Annotated in this window: 16 protein-coding genes and 2 riboswitches; of the genes, 9 read left to right on the top strand and 7 right to left on the bottom strand. The window is 63.5% G+C overall.

Annotated features, from left to right (window positions below; all coding sequences use genetic code 11):
- Positions 1–81 precede the first annotated feature (81 nt).
- From gcvP to gcvT, 3 genes are read right to left on the bottom strand one after another with little or no spacing between them, the layout of a single operon-like run.
- The gene (gene gcvP / locus CQ13_RS15855; protein WP_057843793.1) at positions 82–2,970 is read right to left on the bottom strand and encodes an aminomethyl-transferring glycine dehydrogenase; all 2,889 of its coding nucleotides are present in this window, start codon (positions 2,968–2,970) and stop codon (positions 82–84) included.
- A gap of 11 nt (positions 2,971–2,981) precedes the next feature.
- Positions 2,982–3,347 carry a glycine cleavage system protein GcvH gene (gene gcvH, locus CQ13_RS15850; RefSeq protein WP_057843792.1) on the bottom strand — a complete coding sequence of 122 codons (366 nt, stop codon included), beginning with the start codon at positions 3,345–3,347 and terminating at the stop codon, positions 2,982–2,984.
- A 26-nt stretch (positions 3,348–3,373) separates the two neighbouring features.
- The gene (gene gcvT, locus CQ13_RS15845; RefSeq protein ID WP_057843802.1) at positions 3,374–4,519 is read right to left on the bottom strand and encodes a glycine cleavage system aminomethyltransferase GcvT; all 1,146 of its coding nucleotides are present in this window, start codon (positions 4,517–4,519) and stop codon (positions 3,374–3,376) included.
- 55 nt (positions 4,520–4,574) lie between these two features.
- Positions 4,575–4,653: riboswitch (glycine riboswitch) on the bottom strand.
- Between the two features lie 3 nt (positions 4,654–4,656).
- Positions 4,657–4,747, bottom strand: a riboswitch (glycine riboswitch).
- Between the two features lie 214 nt (positions 4,748–4,961).
- Here gcvT and alaS point away from each other — a divergent pair.
- Positions 4,962–7,643, top strand: coding sequence for an alanine--tRNA ligase (gene alaS / locus CQ13_RS15840; RefSeq protein WP_057843801.1), 2,682 nt, complete (start codon positions 4,962–4,964; stop codon positions 7,641–7,643).
- A 63-nt stretch (positions 7,644–7,706) separates the two neighbouring features.
- On the opposite strand, the gene CQ13_RS15835 is transcribed toward alaS, so the two are convergent.
- The gene (locus CQ13_RS15835) at positions 7,707–8,213 is read right to left on the bottom strand and encodes a DUF3455 domain-containing protein (protein WP_057843791.1); all 507 of its coding nucleotides are present in this window, start codon (positions 8,211–8,213) and stop codon (positions 7,707–7,709) included.
- Between the two features lie 50 nt (positions 8,214–8,263).
- Positions 8,264–9,478 carry an NADP-dependent isocitrate dehydrogenase gene (locus CQ13_RS15830; RefSeq protein WP_057843790.1) on the bottom strand — a complete coding sequence of 405 codons (1,215 nt, stop codon included), beginning with the start codon at positions 9,476–9,478 and terminating at the stop codon, positions 8,264–8,266.
- A 403-nt stretch (positions 9,479–9,881) separates the two neighbouring features.
- Here CQ13_RS15830 and CQ13_RS15825 point away from each other — a divergent pair, with 403 nt between their 5' ends.
- The 3 genes from CQ13_RS15825 (at position 9,882) to CQ13_RS15815 (ending at position 12,718) form a co-directional block, all read left to right on the top strand.
- Positions 9,882–11,093, top strand: a complete 1,212-nt coding sequence (locus CQ13_RS15825) for a TrmJ/YjtD family RNA methyltransferase (protein WP_057843800.1) — start codon at positions 9,882–9,884, stop codon at positions 11,091–11,093.
- A gap of 152 nt (positions 11,094–11,245) precedes the next feature.
- Entirely contained in the window at positions 11,246–11,878 is a 633-nt protein-coding gene (locus CQ13_RS15820; RefSeq protein WP_057843789.1) for a DUF1326 domain-containing protein, read from the top strand.
- A gap of 45 nt (positions 11,879–11,923) precedes the next feature.
- Entirely contained in the window at positions 11,924–12,718 is a 795-nt protein-coding gene (locus tag CQ13_RS15815) for a DUF2182 domain-containing protein (RefSeq protein ID WP_057843788.1), read from the top strand.
- A 6-nt stretch (positions 12,719–12,724) separates the two neighbouring features.
- Here the strand turns inward: CQ13_RS15815 and CQ13_RS15810 are convergent, their stop codons facing one another.
- Complete coding sequence (locus tag CQ13_RS15810) at positions 12,725–13,384, bottom strand: TetR/AcrR family transcriptional regulator (protein WP_057843787.1); 660 nt, start codon at positions 13,382–13,384, stop codon at positions 12,725–12,727.
- Between the two features lie 226 nt (positions 13,385–13,610).
- Here CQ13_RS15810 and CQ13_RS15805 point away from each other — a divergent pair, with 226 nt between their 5' ends.
- The 5 genes from CQ13_RS15805 to CQ13_RS15785 all read left to right on the top strand — a co-directional run bounded on the left by CQ13_RS15805 (position 13,611) and on the right by CQ13_RS15785 (position 17,429).
- Complete coding sequence (locus tag CQ13_RS15805; protein WP_057843786.1) at positions 13,611–14,153, top strand: OsmC family protein; 543 nt, start codon at positions 13,611–13,613, stop codon at positions 14,151–14,153.
- Positions 14,154–14,186: 33 nt separating this feature from the next.
- Positions 14,187–15,311, top strand: a complete 1,125-nt coding sequence (locus CQ13_RS15800; RefSeq protein ID WP_057843785.1) for an acyl-CoA dehydrogenase family protein — start codon at positions 14,187–14,189, stop codon at positions 15,309–15,311.
- Between the two features lie 53 nt (positions 15,312–15,364).
- Positions 15,365–16,243 carry a sulfurtransferase gene (locus CQ13_RS15795; protein ID WP_057843784.1) on the top strand — a complete coding sequence of 293 codons (879 nt, stop codon included), beginning with the start codon at positions 15,365–15,367 and terminating at the stop codon, positions 16,241–16,243.
- 128 nt (positions 16,244–16,371) lie between these two features.
- Positions 16,372–17,019 carry a hypothetical protein gene (locus CQ13_RS15790; protein ID WP_347337043.1) on the top strand — a complete coding sequence of 216 codons (648 nt, stop codon included), beginning with the start codon at positions 16,372–16,374 and terminating at the stop codon, positions 17,017–17,019.
- 182 nt (positions 17,020–17,201) lie between these two features.
- Positions 17,202–17,429, top strand: coding sequence for a hypothetical protein (locus CQ13_RS15785; protein ID WP_057843782.1), 228 nt, complete (start codon positions 17,202–17,204; stop codon positions 17,427–17,429).
- Between the two features lie 96 nt (positions 17,430–17,525).
- On the opposite strand, the gene CQ13_RS15780 is transcribed toward CQ13_RS15785, so the two are convergent.
- Positions 17,526–19,448, bottom strand: coding sequence for a sigma 54-interacting transcriptional regulator (locus tag CQ13_RS15780; RefSeq protein ID WP_057843781.1), 1,923 nt, complete (start codon positions 19,446–19,448; stop codon positions 17,526–17,528).
- Positions 19,449–19,540: the final 92 nt, after the last annotated feature.

Raw genomic sequence — 19,540 nt, 5'->3', positions numbered from 1 at the left:
AAAAGCGCTCGCCATCGCAAAAGCGGGATGCAAATGAATGAGTCAGAACACTAGCGCTGCTCCGCGTCCGGGACATGAGCGTCACTCCGCAGCCTGCGCGTAATCCTCAATCGGCGGGCACGAGCACACCAGATTGCGGTCGCCATAGACGTTGTCGACGCGACCGACCGGGCTCCAATATTTGTCGGTGCGCGAGATGCCATCGGGGAAGCAACCCGTGGCGCGGCTATAGGGGCGGTTCCATGCATCATCGACAATGTCGTGCACGGTGTGCGGGGCGTGGCGCAAGGGCGAGGCTTCGACCTTCCAGCGGCCGATCTCGATTTCCGTGATCTCGCTTCGGATCGCAATCATCGCGTCGCAGAACCGGTCCAGCTCCGCCTTCGATTCCGATTCGGTCGGCTCGATCATCAGCGTGCCCGGTACCGGAAAACTCATGGTCGGCGCGTGGAAGCCGTAGTCGATCAGGCGCTTTGCGATGTCATCGACGGTGACGCCGCTCGTCGTCTTCAGCGGCCGCGGATCGACGATGCATTCATGCGCGACGCGCCCCTTGGCGTTCTTGTAGAGCACCGGGAAATGCGGATCGAGCCGGCTGGCGATGTAGTTGGCGTTGAGGATCGCCATTTCAGTGGCGCGCGTCAGGCCTTCGCCACCCATCATCAGGATATAAATGTAGGAGATGGTCAGGATCGATGCCGAGCCGAACGGCGCCGCCGACACGGGGCCGATGGGATGCGGCACCGCACCATCCGTTGCGGGGTGGCAATTTGAAGGATGACTTGGCAGATAGGGCGCAAGATGAGCCTTGACGCCGATCGGGCCCATGCCCGGGCCGCCGCCGCCATGGGGAATGCAGAACGTCTTGTGCAGATTGAGATGCGAGACGTCGGCGCCGTAATCGCCGGGGCGGGAGAGGCCGACCTGCGCGTTCATGTTGGCGCCGTCGAGATAGACCTGGCCGCCATGGCTATGCACGATGTCGCAGATCTCCGTGATGTGCTCCTCGAACACGCCATGCGTCGAGGGATAGGTGATCATCACGGCGGCAAGATTCTTCGAATGCTTCTCCGCCTTGGTGCGGAGATCGTCGACATCGACATCGCCGCGCGCGTCGCAGGCCGTCACCACCACTTCCATGCCGGCCATGTGGGCAGACGCCGGATTGGTGCCGTGCGCGGAGGAGGGGATCAGGCACACCTTGCGGTGCGGCTCGCCGCGCGCGGCATGATAGGCGCGGATCGCGAGCAGCCCGGCATATTCGCCCTGCGCGCCGGAATTCGGCTGCAGCGAGATCGCGTCATAGCCGGTGATGTCGCACAGCCATTTTTCCAGCCGCGCAAACAGCGCGTGATAGCCGGCCGCCTGCTCGCGCGGGGCGAACGGATGGAGCGAGCCGAACTCGGGCCAGGTCAGCGGGATCATTTCCGTGGTCGCGTTCAGCTTCATGGTGCAGGAGCCGAGCGGGATCATGGCGCGGTCGAGCGCGAGGTCGCGATCTGATAGCTTGCGCATGTAGCGCAGCAGCTCCGTCTCGGAGCGGTGTGTGTGGAACACGGGATGGACGAGGAAGGCGCTGTCGCGCTTCAGTTCGGCGGGCAACGCGTCTCGCGCGCCCAACTCGACATCCGCATAGGACAGCTTGCCGCCAAAGGCGCGCCATACCGCTTCCACAGTCGCAGGCGTGGTCGTTTCGTCCACGGCGATACCGAGCGTGCCGTCACCGATACGAAGATTGATCTTCTCGGCGAGCGCGCGTGCAACGATTTCACTCTGCTTCGCGCCCGCGGCGACCGTGATCGTATCGAAGAACGCCGGCGAGGCCGGCGCATGACCGAGTTTTGTCAGCCCGGCCGCCAGCACCGCCGCGCGCCGGTGCACGGTGCGCGCGATATGCGTCAGCCCTTCGGGCCCGTGATAGACCGCATACATCGAAGCGATCACCGCCAGCAGCACCTGCGCGGTACAGATGTTGGAGGTGGCCTTTTCGCGGCGGATATGCTGCTCGCGGGTCTGCAGCGCCAGCCGATAGGCCGGAGCCCCCCGCGAATCCACCGACAGCCCGACGATGCGGCCGGGCAGCGAACGCTTCAGCGCGTCGCGCACCGCCATGTAGGCCGCGTGCGGGCCGCCATAGCCCATCGGCACGCCGAACCGCTGCGCCGAGCCGATGGCGATGTCAGCGCCGAGTTCGCCGGGGGAGGCGATCAGCGTCAGCGCCAGGAGATCGGCCGCGACGACGGCGAGTGCGCCCTTCGCACGCAACGCCGCGATCGCCGGCCGGAGGTCGCGCACCGCGCCCGTTGTTCCCGGATATTGCAGCAGGCCACCGAACACATCGGCGCCTTCGAGATCGGCGAGAGGATCGCCGACGATCAGATTCCAGCCTAGCGGCTCGGCACGGGTGCGCAGCACCGCGAGCGTCTGCGGATGCACTTCCGCATCGACGAAGAACGATTTTGTCTTCACTTGCGAGGCGCGCTCGGCCAGCGCCATCGCCTCCGCCGCGGCGGTACCTTCATCGAGCAGCGAGGCGTTGGCCACATCGAGCCCGGTGAGGTCGCTGACCATGGTCTGGAAGTTGAACAGCGCTTCCAACCGCCCCTGGCTGATTTCCGGCTGATAGGGCGTATAGGCCGTGTACCAGGCCGGGTTCTCCAAAATATTGCGCTGGATCACCGTGGGCAAAATGGTGCCGGAATAGCCTTGGCCGATCAGCGAGGTGAACACCTGGTTTTGCGCGGCGAGCTCGCGCATATGCGAAAGCGCCTCGGTTTCGCTCAACGCGGGGCCGAGATCGAGCGGCGCCTTTTGCCGGATCGAGGACGGCAGCGTCTGGCTCATCAATTCGCCGAGGCTTTTTGCGCCGACGCTCTCCAGCATCACCGCGATGTCGCGGGGCGAGGGGCCGATATGGCGGCGCACGAAATCGGTGGCGGCTTCGGCTGTAGTCTTGAGCGGCGCGTTCATTGGTTTCTTCCTCAGGCCGTATGCTTGGCGTAGGCGGCCTCATCCATCAGGCCGCCGAGTTCGCTCTTGTCCGCAATCTTCAGCTTGAAGAACCAGGCCTTGCCGCCGGCGTCGGAATTCACCAGCGCGGGTTCGGCGGCGAGCGCCTCGTTGACCTCGATCACTTCGCCCGAGATCGGCGCGTAGACGTCGGAAGCGGCTTTCACCGACTCCACGACGGCGGCGGCTTCGGCCTTCTTCAGGGCGCGGCCGACTTTCGGCAATTCGACGAACACGACGTCGCCGAGCTGCGATTGCGCATAATCGGTGACGCCGATGGTGGCGACATCGCCCTCGATGCGGAGCCATTCGTGGTCGGATGTGAACAGCGTCGTCATGAAAATTTCCCTCAGCGTTTGCAGGTTCAGCGTTTGTAGGTGTTGGGAACGAATGGCATGGCTGCGACCTGCAGCGGCAGGCGCTGGCCGCGCACTTCGGCGAAAACCTGCGTGCCGTTTGCGGCAAGCGCGGTCGGCAGATAGCCCATCGCAATCGGTGCATTGAGGGTCGGGCCGAAGCCGCCTGACGTCACCTTGCCGATCGGCTCGCTTGAAGCGGTGTCCGCGAACAATTGCGCGCCTTCGCGCACCGGCGCGCGGCCTTGCGCGCGCAAGCCGACGCGGCGACGCGATGCGCCTTTTTCAAACTGTGAGAGGATTTTTTCTGCGCCCGGAAAGCCGCCGGCGCGGGCGCCGCCGCTGCGACGGCTCTTCTGCACCGACCATTCCAGCGCGCCCTCGACCGGCGTCGTGGTGGTGTCGAGGTCGTGGCCGTAGAGGCAAAGCCCGGCTTCCAGCCGCAGGCTGTCGCGCGCGCCCAACCCGATCGGCAGCACGTCCGGATTGTCCAGGAGTTGCGTCACCAGCGCCTCGGCCTGTTCGGCCGGCACCGAAATCTCAAAACCGTCCTCGCCGGTATAGCCGGAGCGCGAGACGAAGCAGTCGAAGCCGGCGACCTTGCGCGGCCCGGTATCCATGAACCGCATTGTGGTCACGTCTGCACAAAGTTTCGCCAGCGCCGATTCCGCTTTCGGCCCCTGCAGCGCGATCAGCGCGCGGTCCGGCAGCGAATCGATGATGCAGGTATCCGAGAGATGCGCGCGCAGATGCGCTTCGTCCTCGGCCTTGCAGGCGGCGTTGACGACCAGAAACAGGTGGTCGCCGAAATTCGCCACCATCAGATCGTCGAGAATGCCGCCGTTGCCATTGGTGAACTGGGCATAGCGTTGCCGTTGCGGCGCAACCGCCACGATGTCCTGCGGCACCAGACGCTCCAGCGCCAGTGCCGCGTCTTCGACCCGGCCGGATTTCGCCCGCAGCGTGAGTTGGCCCATATGCGAGACGTCGAACAGGCCGGCGGCGCTTCGCGTATGCAGATGTTCCTTCAACACCCCGGCCGGGAATTGCACCGGCATCTCATAGCCCGCGAACGGAACCATCTTGCCGCCGCGCGCCACATGGAGCCCGTGCAACGGAGTGCGTTTGAGGGAGGATTTGTCGCTTGCCAGCATCGTCAAGGCCCTCATGGGTTCCGGAGACCAGTCTCCAAAAACCCAAAGAAAGCCCCATCTGTCGCTGTGCCTGAGAGTATTATCCCGTCGGCGGACGCCCTGGGCGCATGCCGCCCGGCGTCTCTTTCCAGATGCTATCTCGTCACGCGGTCCGTTTGCCTGAGAGTTTCCGGGGCGGTTGCTCCTTCGGCGCCGGCGCTTAAGCCGATCTCTCCCGACGTGACGTCTTACAGATAAGAGGGAAACACAGCCCTGCCAAGTCTGTCAACGCAGCCGCAGCATTATCAACGGGACTTGCGCGCCCATCTTGTGTGCTGCGGCAAGCCTATGATCCGCCTGCACAGTTTCTGGACACCGCAGGCCGCCTTGTCTAAAAGCGTTCCGCCGGAAGGTTAAAGGCTGGTTGTAGCCTGACCCGGCCCTTTTTTCCGATTGGATGAACATGAGCGGCGTCAACGAGATCAGGTCGAAATTTCTGGATTTCTTTGCGGAGAACGGTCACGAGATCGTGCCGTCGTCGCCGCTCGTGCCGCGCAACGACCCGACGCTGATGTTCACCAATGCCGGCATGGTGCAGTTCAAGAACGTCTTCACCGGCGTCGAAAAGCGGCCCTACCAGCGCGCCACCACCTCGCAGAAATGCGTGCGCGCCGGCGGCAAGCACAACGATCTCGACAATGTCGGCTACACCGCACGGCATCACACCTTTTTCGAGATGCTCGGCAATTTCTCGTTCGGCGATTACTTCAAGGACCGCGCGATCGAACTCGCCTGGAAGCTGGTCACCAAGGAATTCGGCCTGCCGAAGGATAAGCTCACGGCGACCGTTTATATCGACGACGATGAGGCCTTCAATCTCTGGAAGAAGATCGCAGGCCTCCCGGAGTCGCGCATCATCCGCATCGCCGGTTCCGACAATTTCTGGCAGATGGGTGACACCGGCCCGTGCGGTCCGTGCTCGGAAATCTTCTATGACCATGGCGACAAGATCTGGGGCGGACCTCCGGGATCTGCCGAGCAGGACGGCGACCGCTTCATCGAGATCTGGAATCTCGTGTTCATGCAGTTTGAGCAGCTCGAAGGCGGCGTGCGCAATCCGCTGCCGAAGCCGTCGATCGATACAGGCGCGGGGCTGGAGCGCGTCGCCGCCGTGCTGCAGGGGGTGCATGATAACTACGACATCGACCTGTTCGTCGCTTTAATCCGCGCCATTGCCGATCTCACCGGCGCCGACCCGAACGGCGAGCAGAGGGCTTCGCTGCGTGTGATCGCCGACCATCTGCGCGCGTCGTCGTTCCTGATTTCCGACGGCGTGCTGCCATCGAACGAAGGCCGCGGCTATGTGCTGCGCCGGATCATGCGCCGCGCCATGCGCCATGCGCAGCTTTTGGGCGCCCGCGAGCCCTTGATGCATCGCTTGGTCTTCGCGCTCGTGCGCGAAATGGGCCAGGCCTATCCAGAGCTGATGCGTGCCGAAAAGCTGATCGAGGAAACGCTGCGGCTGGAAGAGACCCGTTTCCGCAAGACGCTGGCTCGCGGGCTGTCGATCCTCGACGAGAAGAGCAGCGGCCTGAAGAAGGGCGACATGTTTGACGGCGACACCGCGTTCACGCTGTACGACACCTACGGCTTCCCGCTCGACCTGACCCAGGATGCATTGAAATCGCGCGGCATTAGCGTCGATCAGGCTGCCTTCACCGATGCTATGGAAAAGCAGAAAGCCAAGGCGCGCGAGTCGTGGAAGGGTTCTGGAGACGCCCAAGCCGAAGCAATTTGGTTTCCTCTCCGTGAGAAACATGGCGCAACCGAATTTCTTGGCTACGACATGGAAAGCAGCGAAGGTGTTGTACAGGCAATCGTACAAGGTGGTCCTGAGGTTGCAGAAATCAAGCCGGGTATGGGCGGCCAAGTGATCTTCAATCAGACCCCGTTTTACGCGGAGTCAGGAGGTCAGGTTGGCGATACCGGGCTATTGATGCGTGCGTCAGACGGGGCGATTATTGGCGAGGTTCGCGATACTCAGAAAAAGGCTGGTGATCTCTTTGTCCATCACATCCATATCGAGAATTATGGCCTAAAGGTCGGCGATGCGGTCCGCCTTGTTGTGAATTCAGATCGGCGAGGCGAAATTCGCCGCCATCACTCGGCAACGCACCTGCTGCACGAGGCGCTGCGCCAGGTACTCGGTGATCACATCGCCCAGCGCGGCTCGCTGGTGGCACCCGATCGTCTGCGCTTCGACTTCGTGCACCCGAAGCCGATCACGGCGGAAGAGCTCGCGCGCGTCGAGGATATCGCCAACGAGGTGGTGCTCGAGAACGACGAGGTGACGACGCGGCTGATGGCGGTCGACGACGCCCGCGAGGCCGGCGCGCGCGCCTTGTTCGGCGAGAAATACGGCGACGAGGTCCGCGTGGTGTCGATGGGCAAGGAGGCCCGCGCCCACGGCCAGAACGCGCTCGGCTGGTCGGTCGAACTGTGCGGCGGCACCCATGTGCGCCGCACCGGCGACATCGGGCTGATCTCGGTGACCGGCGAAAGCGCGGTGGCCTCAGGGGTACGGCGCATCGAGGCGTTGACCGGACGTCACGCCCGCAAGCACGCCAATGATACGATGGCGATTGCGAAGACGGCGGCGTTCGAGCTGCGCACCAGCGTCGACGACATGCCGGCGCGCATCGCGGCGCTGATGGAAGAGCGCAAGAAGCTCGAGCGCGATCTGTCGGATGCGCGCAAGAAGCTCGCGATGGGTGGCGGCGCCGGCAACGGCGCGGCGGCTGGCGGCGTGCGCGAAGCGGGCGGCGTCAAGCTGCTGGCGCGCGCGGTCGAAGGCGTCGAGACCAAGGATCTGAAGAGCCTGGTCGACGACGGCAAGAAGCAGATCGGCTCCGGCGTGGTCGCGATCGTCGGCGTCACCGAGGACGGCAAGGCCGGCATTGTCGTCGGCGTCACCGCCGATCTCACGGCGCGATTCAACGCCGTCGAACTGGTGCGCAAGGGCTCCGAGGCGCTCGGCGGCAAGGGCGGCGGCGGCCGGCCCGACATGGCGCAGGCCGGCGGGCCCGACGGCGCCAAGGCAAATGCGGCGCTCTCGGCGATCGAGCAGGCGATGGCGGGGGCCTGAGCGTGCTGACGGGGATGGAGCCTCGCGAAATACGCGCTTCGGCGTGACCTCGGACGAAGAGTGTCACCCCTTGCGCAAAAACACGTAGTCCGCGGAGTAGGGCACGTTGCGATAGCTGCCGGCCTTGTCGCAGGCGCCTTCGAGTTTTCCGCCTGCCGTGTTGATCCGCTGCACGGTCGTGACGCCGGAGAGGATTCCGGTGCCGCGGCCGGACGTCACCTCCAGCTTCAGCCAGGGAATATCGTTCGCCGTCGCGCCGGGGGCGTTGCCGGCTGCCTTGCCGACGACGGCGCTAGAGTCGATGTGCTCCCAGTTCGGACCGGTGTAGTGCCGGCCGACGGTCTTGCCGTCGAGCAGCAGCGTCGCGATCGGCTCGCGGAATGCCCAGGCTAGCTTGCCGTCGGAGCCGGCCTTGCATTCGTAGACCTGCGCGCCCTCGGCGTGGAGGGTGAGCACGGCTTTTTCTCCCGGCGTCGCAATGGCGTCGGGAATAGGTGTCTGGGCATGCACGCTCAAAAGCGTCGCCGATGACAAAAGCAGAGCGAGAGCGGTGTTTCGGACAATCGGCATCGCAAATCCATGGTGTTGGCCCCCGAAGGACCAACACCATCGTCAGCCAATTATGCCGCCATCGCCTTCTCGAGATTGCCGGCGACCTTGTCGAGGAAGCCGGTCGTGGACAGCCAGCGCTGATCGGCGCCGACCAGGAGCGCGAGGTCCTTGGTCATGTAGCCTTCCTCGACGGTCGCAACGCAGACCTTCTCCAGCGTGTCGGCGAATTTTGCGAGCTGCGGGTTGTTGTCGAGCTTGGCGCGGTGGGCGAGGCCACGGGTCCAGGCGAAGATCGACGCGATCGAATTGGTCGAGGTCTCCTTGCCCTTCTGGTGCTCGCGGTAGTGCCGGGTCACCGTGCCGTGCGCGGCTTCGGCTTCGACGGTCTTGCCGTCGGGCGTCAGCAGCACCGAGGTCATCAGGCCGAGCGAGCCGTAGCCCTGCGCCACCGTATCCGACTGCACGTCGCCATCGTAGTTCTTGCAGGCCCAGACGTAGCCGCCGGACCACTTCAGCGCGGAGGCGACCATGTCGTCGATCAGGCGGTGTTCGTAGGTGAGCCGCTTGGCCTCGAACTCCTTCTTGAACTCGCGATCGTAGATGTCCTGGAAGATGTCCTTGAAGCGGCCGTCATAGACCTTGAGAATCGTGTTCTTGGTCGAGAGGTAGACGGGGTAGCCGCGCAACAGGCCGTAATTGAAGGAGGCGCGGGCGAAGTCGATGATGGAGTCATCGAGGTTGTACATTCCCATCGCGACGCCGGCATCGGGGGACTTGAACACTTCCCTCTCGATGACGGTGCCGTCCTCGCCGACGAATTTCATCGACAGCGTGCCCTTGCTCGGGAACTTGAAGTCGGTGGCGCGGTACTGGTCGCCATAGGCGTGGCGGCCGATGATGATCGGCTTGGTCCAGCCGGGAACCAGGCGCGGCACGTTCTTGCAGATGATCGGCTCGCGGAAGATCACGCCGCCCAGGATGTTGCGGATGGTGCCGTTCGGCGACTTCCACATCTCCTTCAGGCCGAATTCCTTCACCCGGGCTTCATCGGGGGTGATGGTGGCGCATTTGACGCCGACGCCGACCTTCTTGATGGCGTTGGCGGCGTCGATCGTGACCTGGTCGTTGGTCTGGTCGCGGTACTCCATTCCGAGGTCAAAATAGAGCAGTTCGACATCGAGGAACGGGGTGATCAGCTTGTCCTTGATGTACTGCCAGATGATCCGGGTCATCTCGTCGCCATCGAGTTCGACGACGGGGTTGGTCACCTTGATTTTTGCCATGATGGAGGGGGCCTTTTCTCGGAAAACCGCGCGTTTCAGGCGGGGTGGGTGATTATAGGCGGGCTATAGCACCGCAAATCGGCCGGCGAAAGCTGGTGCGGCCCCGACTTTTAGCCCATCTTTCAGGCGCGGAATGCATGGGCTATCGGGTGTCCCGGACGCGGTGCGGCCTAGGCGATGCGTCGCATCGTCCGGTAGCGCTGCGCCGAGGTCCCGGATGAGGCCCAATGAGGCTTTGAGCGAACTAGCGGAAACGCTACTAACCCGATTCTCAGGCTGGCGAATTCCGGCCGCCTTTCTAAAGCGGGCAAGCACGAGAGTTTGAATCGTATGCGCATCGCGCAGATTCAAATCTTCAGAAGTTGAATCAGCTTTGGAAGTTGAATCAGAAAGTGAAGCCAAAATGTCCGGTTCGGGCACCGATAAAACCAAGTCTGGGTTGGACTTAGCCGGTCCCATTGTGATCCTCGTCGAGCCGCAGCTCGGCGAGAATATCGGCATGGCCGCGCGCGCGATGGGTAATTTTGCGCTGTCGCGCCTGCGGATCGTCAATCCGCGCGACGGCTGGCCGAACATCGCGGCGCAACGGGCAGCGGCCGGCGCCGACCAGATTCTGGAACAGGCGCAGTTGTTCGATACGGTGGAGCAGGCGGTGGCTGACTTGACGCTGCTGTTTGCGACCACCGCCCGCGCGCACGACCAGGCCAAGCCTGTGGTCGCCCCGGAACAGGCGGCGGCCGAGATCGTGGCGCATGTCGGAGCCGGCGGCGGGGCTGGCATCCTGTTCGGCCGCGAACGCTACGGCCTGCAGAACGAGGAGGTGGCGCTGGCCAACCGGATCATCACCTTTCCGGTCAATCCCGGCTTCGCCTCGCTCAATCTGGCGCAGGCGGTGCTGCTGATCGGCTACGAGTGGTTCAAGCTGTCGACCGGCGGCGCCCTGCCGTTCGCAATGCCGGAACGCTCCGAGCCGGCGTCGCAGCACCAGATGCAGGCCTTCTTCGACAATCTGGTTCGGGAACTCGACAAGGTCGAATTCCTCCGCCCGCGCGAGAAGCGCGAGACCATGCTGGTGAACCTGCGCAATATTTTCACCCGGATGGACCCGACCAAGCAGGACATGCACACTTTGCACGGCGTGGTGATGGCGATCGCCGAAGGACGCAAGGGACCGGCCAAGGGCGGCGTGCTCGACGGTGAACAGGCGACACGGCTGCGGGCGCTGTTGGCCGAGCACGGGCAGGGGCCGGCGGTGCTCGGCGACAGCTCTACCGTGCGCGGGCTCGCCCGGCTGCTTCGCCGCAACCCGACCGATGCCGAGCGCATTCTGTGGCAGGCGCTGACCCGCGACCGCCGTTTTGCCGGCCAGTTCAAGCGCCAGACCCCGGTCGGCCGCCACATTCCGGACTTCGTTTCCTTCGTGCATCGCCTCGCCATCGAATTGGTCAACCCGAATGAGACGGAGACCATCGTCGCCGACCGCGCCGGACGGAAGGCGTGGCTGGAGGCACGGGATTACCGCGTAATCGAGATGCGGGTGGCCGATGTTGAGACTGATTTGGCGACCGAGCTGGAGCGACTGGAGAAGGCGGTAGGGTGGGCAAAGGCGCGTTAGCGTCGTGCCCACCATCCGTCCGCACCGTTGTCCTGAATGGTGGGCACGCTCCGCTTTGCCCACCCTACGGTCGCTGTCCCTTGGCGCGCAAACGGAGTAAGCTCGCGTTCGAGCGGCTGCAGTCCAATCGATAACGCAACGGGAGGTGTGCGATGGCGACATCTGACTGGCGTCTCGAAGGCGAATGGATCAAGAACTGCAATTGCGCGTTTGGCTGTCCGTGCGATTTCAACGCGCGGCCGACCGAGGGTTATTGCAAGGGCCTGGTCGGCATGAGGATCACCAATGGGCACTTTGAGGACACCAGGCTCGACGGGCTGGTCTTCGCGGTGACCGTCGATTTTCCCGGCGCGCTGCACGAAGGCAATGGCCAGATGCAGCCGATCATCGACGAGCGTGCCACACCGGAACAGCGCGAGGCGCTGTTCAACATCATGTCCGGCAAGCATTCCGCTGAAGGTACGCTGTTTCATATCTTCAGCCTGATCGTGACCAAGATTCACGACCCGGTATTTGCGCCGTTCGAGTTTTCGTTCGACAAGGATGGACGCGTCGCGCGTGTCGTGGCGAAAGGCGTGCTGGAGACCGAGGTCGAGCCGATCAAGAATCCGGTGACCGGAGAGCCTCACCGCATTCAGGTCGTGATGCCCGAGGGCTTCGAACACCGCGCTGCCGAGATTGCCTCGGCCAACATCCACTCGACCGGTGCGATCAAGTTCGACACCAAGGGGTCGCATAGCTCGCTCGCCAACGTCGTGCAGACGCCGAAGGGCGTCGCGGCCTAGAGACGGCATTTTGATGTTGCCGGCTCGGTGGCGGAGGTTAAGTCCATGTCCGGGACCTCTGCGCTTGAACAGGCCTTGCGCCACGATCGCCTGATCGTGGCATTCGGCATGGCCACCGTCGTCGCCTTCGCCTGGGGTTATCTGGTCGCCGGCGCCGGCATCGACATGAGCATGGCCGACATGCCGATGGACCCCGAGCCATGGTCGCCCTCGCAGGCCGCGCTGATGTTCGCGATGTGGTGGGTGATGATGGTCGCGATGATGGTGCCGAGCGCCGCGCCGATGGTGCTACTGTTTACGGCAATCAAGCGGAGGCGGGCGACGGATAGTCCCGTCGTCACAAGCTGGCTCTTTCTCGCCGGCTACCTCGTGATATGGGCCGGCTTTAGCCTCGCAGCGGTCGCGGTGCAGTGGGCGCTTGATCAGGCCGGGCTGCTGTCCGGCATGATGGCGAGCACCAGCAGCATACTCGCCGGGATTATCCTGCTTGCCGCCGGGCTCTATCAGCTCACGCCGATCAAGCGCGCATGCCTGCGCTACTGCCAGAGTCCGGTGTTCTTCCTCAGCCGCTATTGGCAACCGGGCGCCATGGGCGCGTTGCGTATGGGTTTTCGGCACGGCAGCTACTGTGTGGGCTGCTGCTGGTTTTTGATGGCGCTGCTGTTCGTTGCCGGCGTGATGAACCTGGTGTGGATCGCGGCGGTCGCGATCTATGTCGCTTTCGAGAAGCTGCTTGCGCGCAGCCCGCGGCTCAGCCGCGCCGCGGGCGTGGGCCTGATCGTAGCCGGTGGGGTGGTGCTGGCGCGCAGTCTTGTCATTACGGCTTCCGCATCGCTGTAGCTCGCCTCAGACGGCGACAAGCTCCGCAGGGTTACCGGCGCGCTTTGTCTTCTTCACCCTGGAAGGCCCGAACAGATTGGCCGCCGCAAGCCCCGCGGTATCCGCGACGCCGGGATCGCGCGAGACCATGGCGGCGACGATGGCACCATCGATCAGCAATGCGAGTTGATGGGCCAGCATTTGCGGCTCGGCGGCGCCCATCTCAGCGGCGAGCTTTTCGATGTGCGCCAGCACCACCTTCTTGTGGCGCAGCGCGATGTTGCGGAACTGCTTGGCGTCCTTGTCGTGCTCGGCCACCGCATTGATGAACGGGCAGCCGTAGAAGCGCTCCTCGGCGAACCAGCGCTTCAGTGCCGGAAAAATCCGCTTCAGCTTGGCCTGCGCATCGCCGCCGCCATCCTCCATCGCGCCGATGAACCATTCGCGCCAGGCCTTGCCTTCGCTTTCCAGCACGGCGTTGACGAGATTGGTCTTCGATCCGAACAATTTGTAGAGCGTGGTCTTGGCGGTGCCGGCTTCGTCGATGATCGCATCGATGCCAGTGGCGTTGATGCCGTTCTTGCAGAACAGATGCGTCGCCGCGCTTAGCAGACGTCCGCGCGCGGACTCCTCGTCGCCTGTGGCCGACGCCGCGACAGCTTTCCTCTTGGAAACTGATTTGCCCATGCGCCGCAGTTAATCGGAGCGCGGCGCAATCATCAAGCCGCATCTTTGCGCCGAAAATAATCGCAAGCACGCGGCAATTGCTTCGCGCCTGTGCATGGCAGTGCTGATCAATTTCCGGGCAGGCATCGCTAAGCGACGAGAGACGTTCGGCTTTTGAATTGGGCCTGATCTGGCACGCTTCATGCAGGAAACAGAACGTTCGGTATCCTACCAAGGGAGAGGAAAGATGACCGCGGTCGCTCAAAAAACGGTGCTCACAGGCTGCCTGGCCCCGATCGACAGAGGCGGGCTCGAGCAGCTCATCGCAAACGGCAAGGCCAATCCGAAGGTCATCAAGACCTTGAAGTGCAGGACGGTGGCGGAGGGCAAGTTCCGCCACGCCAACTACATACGTAACCTCGCGCCCTACATCGTCGACGAGCCGCCGGGCCTGCTCGGCGATGACACCGCGCCGAATCCTTCCGAAGCCTCGCTCGCCGCGCTCGGCTCGTGCCTTGCGGTCGGCCTGCACGCCAACGCCGTGCACCGCGGCTGGATCGTCAACAAGCTCGAACTCGAGCTCGAAGGCGACCTCAATATCACGGCGGTGTGGGGCACCGGCGACGTCAGCGAAAAGCCGGTCGGCTTCACCGATGTCCGCATCAAGGTCGACATGGAATGCGAGGGCATTCCGAAGAGCGAGATCGATGCGCTGGTCGCCCACGTCAAGAAATGGTCGCCGGTCGCCAACACTTTTACGCGGCCCGTCAATCTCGAAGTCAGCGCATAAGCAGTCGCAACAAGCTGGGGTGCGGAGGTTCTCATGGGTTCAGTGGCGGTATCGCGGCTCTCAGTTGCCGAAGATCTCCCCGCGGCATCGATCGTGGATCAGGTCGCGGCGATTGCGCGCAGAGAACTCGCACCCCAGGCCGCGGCCATCGACGAGGGCACCGTCTATCCCGATGCGTTGCTGCGGCGGCTCGGGGACGTCGGCGCGTGGGGCAGCCACCGGCCTGCGGATGGCATGGCCGACCTGCGATGTGCCATTCAATCGATCGCGGCACTTGGAGAGGTCTGCGGCGCCACCGCCTTCATGGCGTGGTGCCAGAATACGCTGGTCTGGTACGCCTCAAATTCGAACAATTCAGAACTCGTTGCGAAATTCGCCGGCAAGTTTGCCAGCGGCGAGATGCTCGGCGGCACCGGGCTGTCCAATCCGATGAAGAGCTTCTTCGGTATCGAGAAACTCAAACTCAGGGGACGCAAGGTCGAGGGCGGCTACGTCGTGCGCGGCGCGCTGCCCTGGGTGTCGAACCTCGGTCCCGATCATTTCTTCGGCACCATCTTCGAGCGCGAGGACAAAGGGGGCGGCATCGTGATGTTCCTTGCCGATTGCTCCGATCCCGCGATCACGCTGCAGCCATGCAAGCCGTTCCTCGCGATGGATGGCACCGGCACCTATGCAGTGCAGTTCCGCGACGTCTTCGTGCCGGATGAGCTGATCCTTGCCGAACCGGCGGGACCGTTCGTGAAGAAAATCCGCGCCGGTTTCATCCTTCTGCAGGCTGGCATGGCGCTCGGCCTGATCAAGGATTGCATCCAGATCATGGACGAGGTCGAGGCGCCCCTGAGCCATATCAACCGCTATTTGCCGCAACAGCCTACTCAATTCCGTGAACTCCATGCCGAGTTCGAGAAGGAGACGATGGCGCTGGCGCGTGACCCCTACAGTTCCGACGATAGCTACTGGCGCCGCGTCATCGCGCTGCGGCTCCGGCTCGGCGACGCCAGCGTCGCGGCTGCGCATGCGGCGATGCTTCATTGCGGCGCGCGCGGTTATTTGAAGAGCCACCGCGCCCAGCGGCGGCTGCGCGAAGCCTATTTCGTCGCCATCGTCACGCCCGCCACCAAGCAGCTTCGCAAGATGCTGGCCGGCGACGAGCACTAAAGGGATTTCCGATCGACCCCGACCCGCAACCTTAGAAACAGGAGAGGCCTGCCATGACGGACGTTCTGATTACTGCCGGCGAACTCGCGGAATTCCTCAAGCAAGAGCCGTGTGTCGTCATCGACACCCGCAATCCCGAAGCCTACGGCGCAGGGCATCTCCCAAACGCCGTCAACGTCCATGAAATCTTCACGTACCTGGCGACCTCGACGCCGGAAGGCATTCACGAACTGAAAACGAAATTCGCCGATGCGTTCGGCGCTGCCGGACTTTCCGGCAAAGAGACCGCGGTCATCTACGAGCAGTCGATGAATTCCGGCTTCGGGCAGTCCTGCCGCGGCTACTATCTGCTGACCATGCTCGGCTATCCCAAGGTCAAGGTGCTGCATGGCGGTTACGATGCCTGGGCGGCAGCGGGCCTGCCGGTAACCGAGGACGTGCCGTCGCCGGTAAAGGCGTCGTTCTCGGTTCTGCCCGAAGCCGGCGACATCCTGATCGATGCCAGCACCATGCTTGCGGCCGTGGGTAAGCCCGGCATCGCGCTGCTCGACGTGCGCGACATCGACGAGTGGATCGGCGAAAGCTCTTCTCCTTACGGGAAGGATTTCTGCCCGCGCAAGGGACGCATCCCCGGCGCGGTCTGGCTCGAATGGTACCGTATGATGAAGCCGACCGCGGAAGGGCCGCGCTTCAAGTCCAAGAACGAGATTTTGGCGGAATGCGCCACCGTCGGCATCACGCAGAATACGCCGGTCTATCTCTACTGCTTCAAGGGGGCGCGCGCCTCGAACACGTTCCTGGCGCTGAAGAACGCCGGCGTGAAGGATGTGCGGATGTATTTCGGCTCCTGGAACGAATGGTCGCGCGATCCCGCGCTGCCGATCGAGGAGGGCCTGCCGATGGAGGCCAAGCTCACCACCAAGGCGGCGTGACGACGCGCGTCTGATGGTCGCGGCCTGATTCGACCGATCAGGTCGCAACCTCGCGGCCTGCGAGACCGACGCAACATCGCCTACCGGTGGAACCGCGCCATAGCAACGCTCTGGCATTCCCGATATCCGTGGGTATAATTGCGGCACAGGTGGTGGTCGCGCGGATGTCGATGTTCTCACGCAGATTTGGTCTCGCATTGGTCGCAGCGATGCTGTGTATGGGCGCGCGAGCCGCCCACGCGCAGGCCTCGCCGGTGAATTACTGGATCCCGGGCTGGCCGATGGGATTCAGTGACGAGGCGGGCGAGAGCGCGAACAGCTACGGCAACTTTCCGAGCTTCGACTTCCGCGACGTCGGAAACGGCTCGTCCTACGCGCGTTACAATTTTTCGAACGGTTTTTTTGTCGGCAGCCAGCGCAGCAACATGGGTTTCAACGGCCTCAGCCAGAGTGCGTTTGGCAATTTCGGCTCGATCTATAGTGAGGGCGTTCAGTTCGGCTACAGCCTCAAGAACAGCGGCTTGCCCGTCACCTTCTATGCCGGGTTCGACACGCTGAAATACAATACCGGCATCGGCGGCCCGTTCGCGCCGTTCGACTCCAAGTCGGGCACGCTGCCGATCTCCAGCGTGAATGCCGGCGTCGAGTTCCAGGCGACGTCGAATCTCAGCCTGTCGCTCGGGGTCGGCTACGTCCAGCAGTCGGGCCGCCTCGACAGCGAATTCAACTCGCTCCCCGGCGCTTCGTCGTTCGCCGTCGGCGGCCGCCGCTACTAGGCATGTACTCGTAGTTAAGTCAGGCCCGCTTTACGCTCGGAAAGGCGATTATCAAGCCAGCATTGATGCATGTCGCCTTTGGGCCTAGCAGGAGACGTGAATGAACGGGTTCGTGCCACAGCCGCTGTATCCCAGGTAAGCTGCCGAGTTGGCGGAATGTTGAAAGGGAGCGTGGAATTCTAATGGCGAAGCGAACACGGCTGGCGACGATAGTGATGGGCCGAAGCATGAGAGGCGACGCTTCGACGGAGGAGGACCCTATAGTCAAGTTTGAGCTTGAGGCCGAAACTGGTGAGATTTTTGATGTCGGTTTTTCTCTTCGTGGAATCTTGAGCACAGTTGTGATGGCTCACGGCTGGCCCCCTTTGAAAGAGGAGCTTGCTCAAGTAGAGCCGCCGATCAAAGTCTAGATGCAACGTCCGTTAAGGGGCAGCCGCCGATCACCGTCAAGCCGGATGCCTTCCGCTTTGCCGTGGGAAGCCGACGTTTACGAGTGCACGCCCTAATTAGCCAGCCACCCCGCGCGCATTCGCAATCCCCAGCGCCTTGATCCGCGAGGCCAGCGTGGTCGGCTTGATGTCGAGCATCTCGGCGGCACCGCCGGGGCCGAACACCTTGCCGGAGCAGGCCTGCAGCGCCGCCAGAATGTTGGCGCGTTCGTGCGCGCGCATTTCCGCTGCCGTCATGACGGTCGGCCGGGCATCTGCTTTCACGCGCGCCGCGCCGGGGGAGGGCGGCGTGCCTGATACATCGGGCAGGTCGATGCGCAGACGGCCGTTCTGCGCGAGGATCGCCGCGCGCTCGATCACGTTCTGCAGTTCGCGGACATTGCCCGGCCAGTCGTAGCGCGAAAGCTTCCGCGCATCGCCTTCCGACAAGCGCAGCTCGGATTTCAGCGCCTTGCTCTCGCGCGTCAAGAAATGCTGCGCCAGGAGCGGAATGTCCTCACGCCGCTCGCGCAGCGGCACCGATTCCACCGGAAAGACGTTGAGGCGGAAATAGAGGTCCTCGCGAAACCGGCCGCGCTGCACTTCCTGCTTGAGATCGCGGTTGGTGGCGGCGATCACGCGCACGTCTACCGCACGGGTGCGCTCTTCGCCGACACGCTCGAAATTGCCCTCTTGCAGTACCCGTAGCAGCTTGCCCTGCAGCTCCAGCGGGATTTCGCCGACCTCGTCGAGAAACAGCGTGCCGCCGTCGGCGAGCTCGAACCGTCCGATGCGGTCGCGCATCGCACCGGTGAAGGCGCCTCTGATATGGCCGAAGAATTCGCTCTCGAAAAGTTCGCGCGGGATCGCCGCGCAGTTGACGCGGATCAGCGGACGGTCGCGCCGGCTGCTCGCTTCATGGATTGCGCGCGCGATCAGTTCCTTGCCGGTGCCGGATTCGCCCGTGATCATCACGGCGGCGGTGGTCGGCGCCACCAGCTTGACCTGGCGCAGCGTCTTCTGAATCGCCTCGCTTTGGCCGATGATGCCGCGCGGATTGGTCTCGATGCGGATTTCTTCCTGGAGGTAAGCGTTCTCCAGTTCCAGCCGCTCGCGCAGGCGATCGACCTCGGCAAGCGCTGCATGCAGCTTCTCGTCGGCCTCGCGTCGCTGGCTGACGTCACGAAACACGATGACGGCGCCGACCACGACGCCGCGGTCGCGGATCGGCGTCGAGGTATATTCGACCCAGACCGGCGTGCCGTCCTTGCGCCAGAACACCTCGCCATCGACCTGATGGACGGCGCCGTCACGAAACGCCGCGTAAATCGGGCAGTCATGATCGGGATAGTGCCGCCCGTCATGATGGGTGTGATGCACGATCGGATGGATTGCCTTGCCGACCAGTTCTTCCGCAGCCCAGCCCAGCATGCGCTCGGCGGCCGGATTGACGAAGGTGGTCTTGCCCTCGGCGTTGACGCCGTAAATGCCTTCGCCGGCGGCGCGCAGGATCAACTGGTTTTCGCGCTCGATATCCTGGAATACCCGTTCGACCCGCTGCCAGGTCGCGATCCCGCCGCGCATGTGGTCTTCGGCCGCCGCGTCGACATAGCGTCGGCGCCGCGCGTCGAGATCGCTCATGGTGAGCAGCACCAGCGAGCGGCCTTCGCCCGGCACCAGTGAGCCGGCATATTCCAGGCGCAGGCTTTGCCCCGTCGCGTGGCGCGGGGTGAGCGCATTGGTCCAGTACGCGCCCTTGTCGAGCACGGCCTGCGTGAACACGATCAGAGCAGGCAATTGTCCGGCATGCAGCGTGCTGGCCTTGGTCTGGCGCAGCAAGGCGCGGTCATAGCCGAGCAGGGTGCAGGCCGCCGGATTGGCGTCGAGGATCTGGTCGGCATGGGGATCGAGCAGTAGCGCGGGCTCGATCGCGAACTCGAACGCGGCGGTGCGCAGTTCGACATCCTGCGGCGGGGTGGTTGAGCCGAGGGCTAGATCCATCCAGTCGGTACTCCGAAATTTCGTAATTCAACTACGACATTTCGTGTATCACGAATTTTCGCAGTCGCCAACGTCAGCAGAATCCCTGTGAT

The organism is Bradyrhizobium retamae (assembly GCF_001440415.1).
GTDB lineage: Bacteria > Pseudomonadota > Alphaproteobacteria > Rhizobiales > Xanthobacteraceae > Bradyrhizobium > Bradyrhizobium retamae.
The sequence above is the reverse complement of the archived record's forward strand: the minus strand, read 5'-3'. Positions and strand labels throughout refer to the sequence as shown.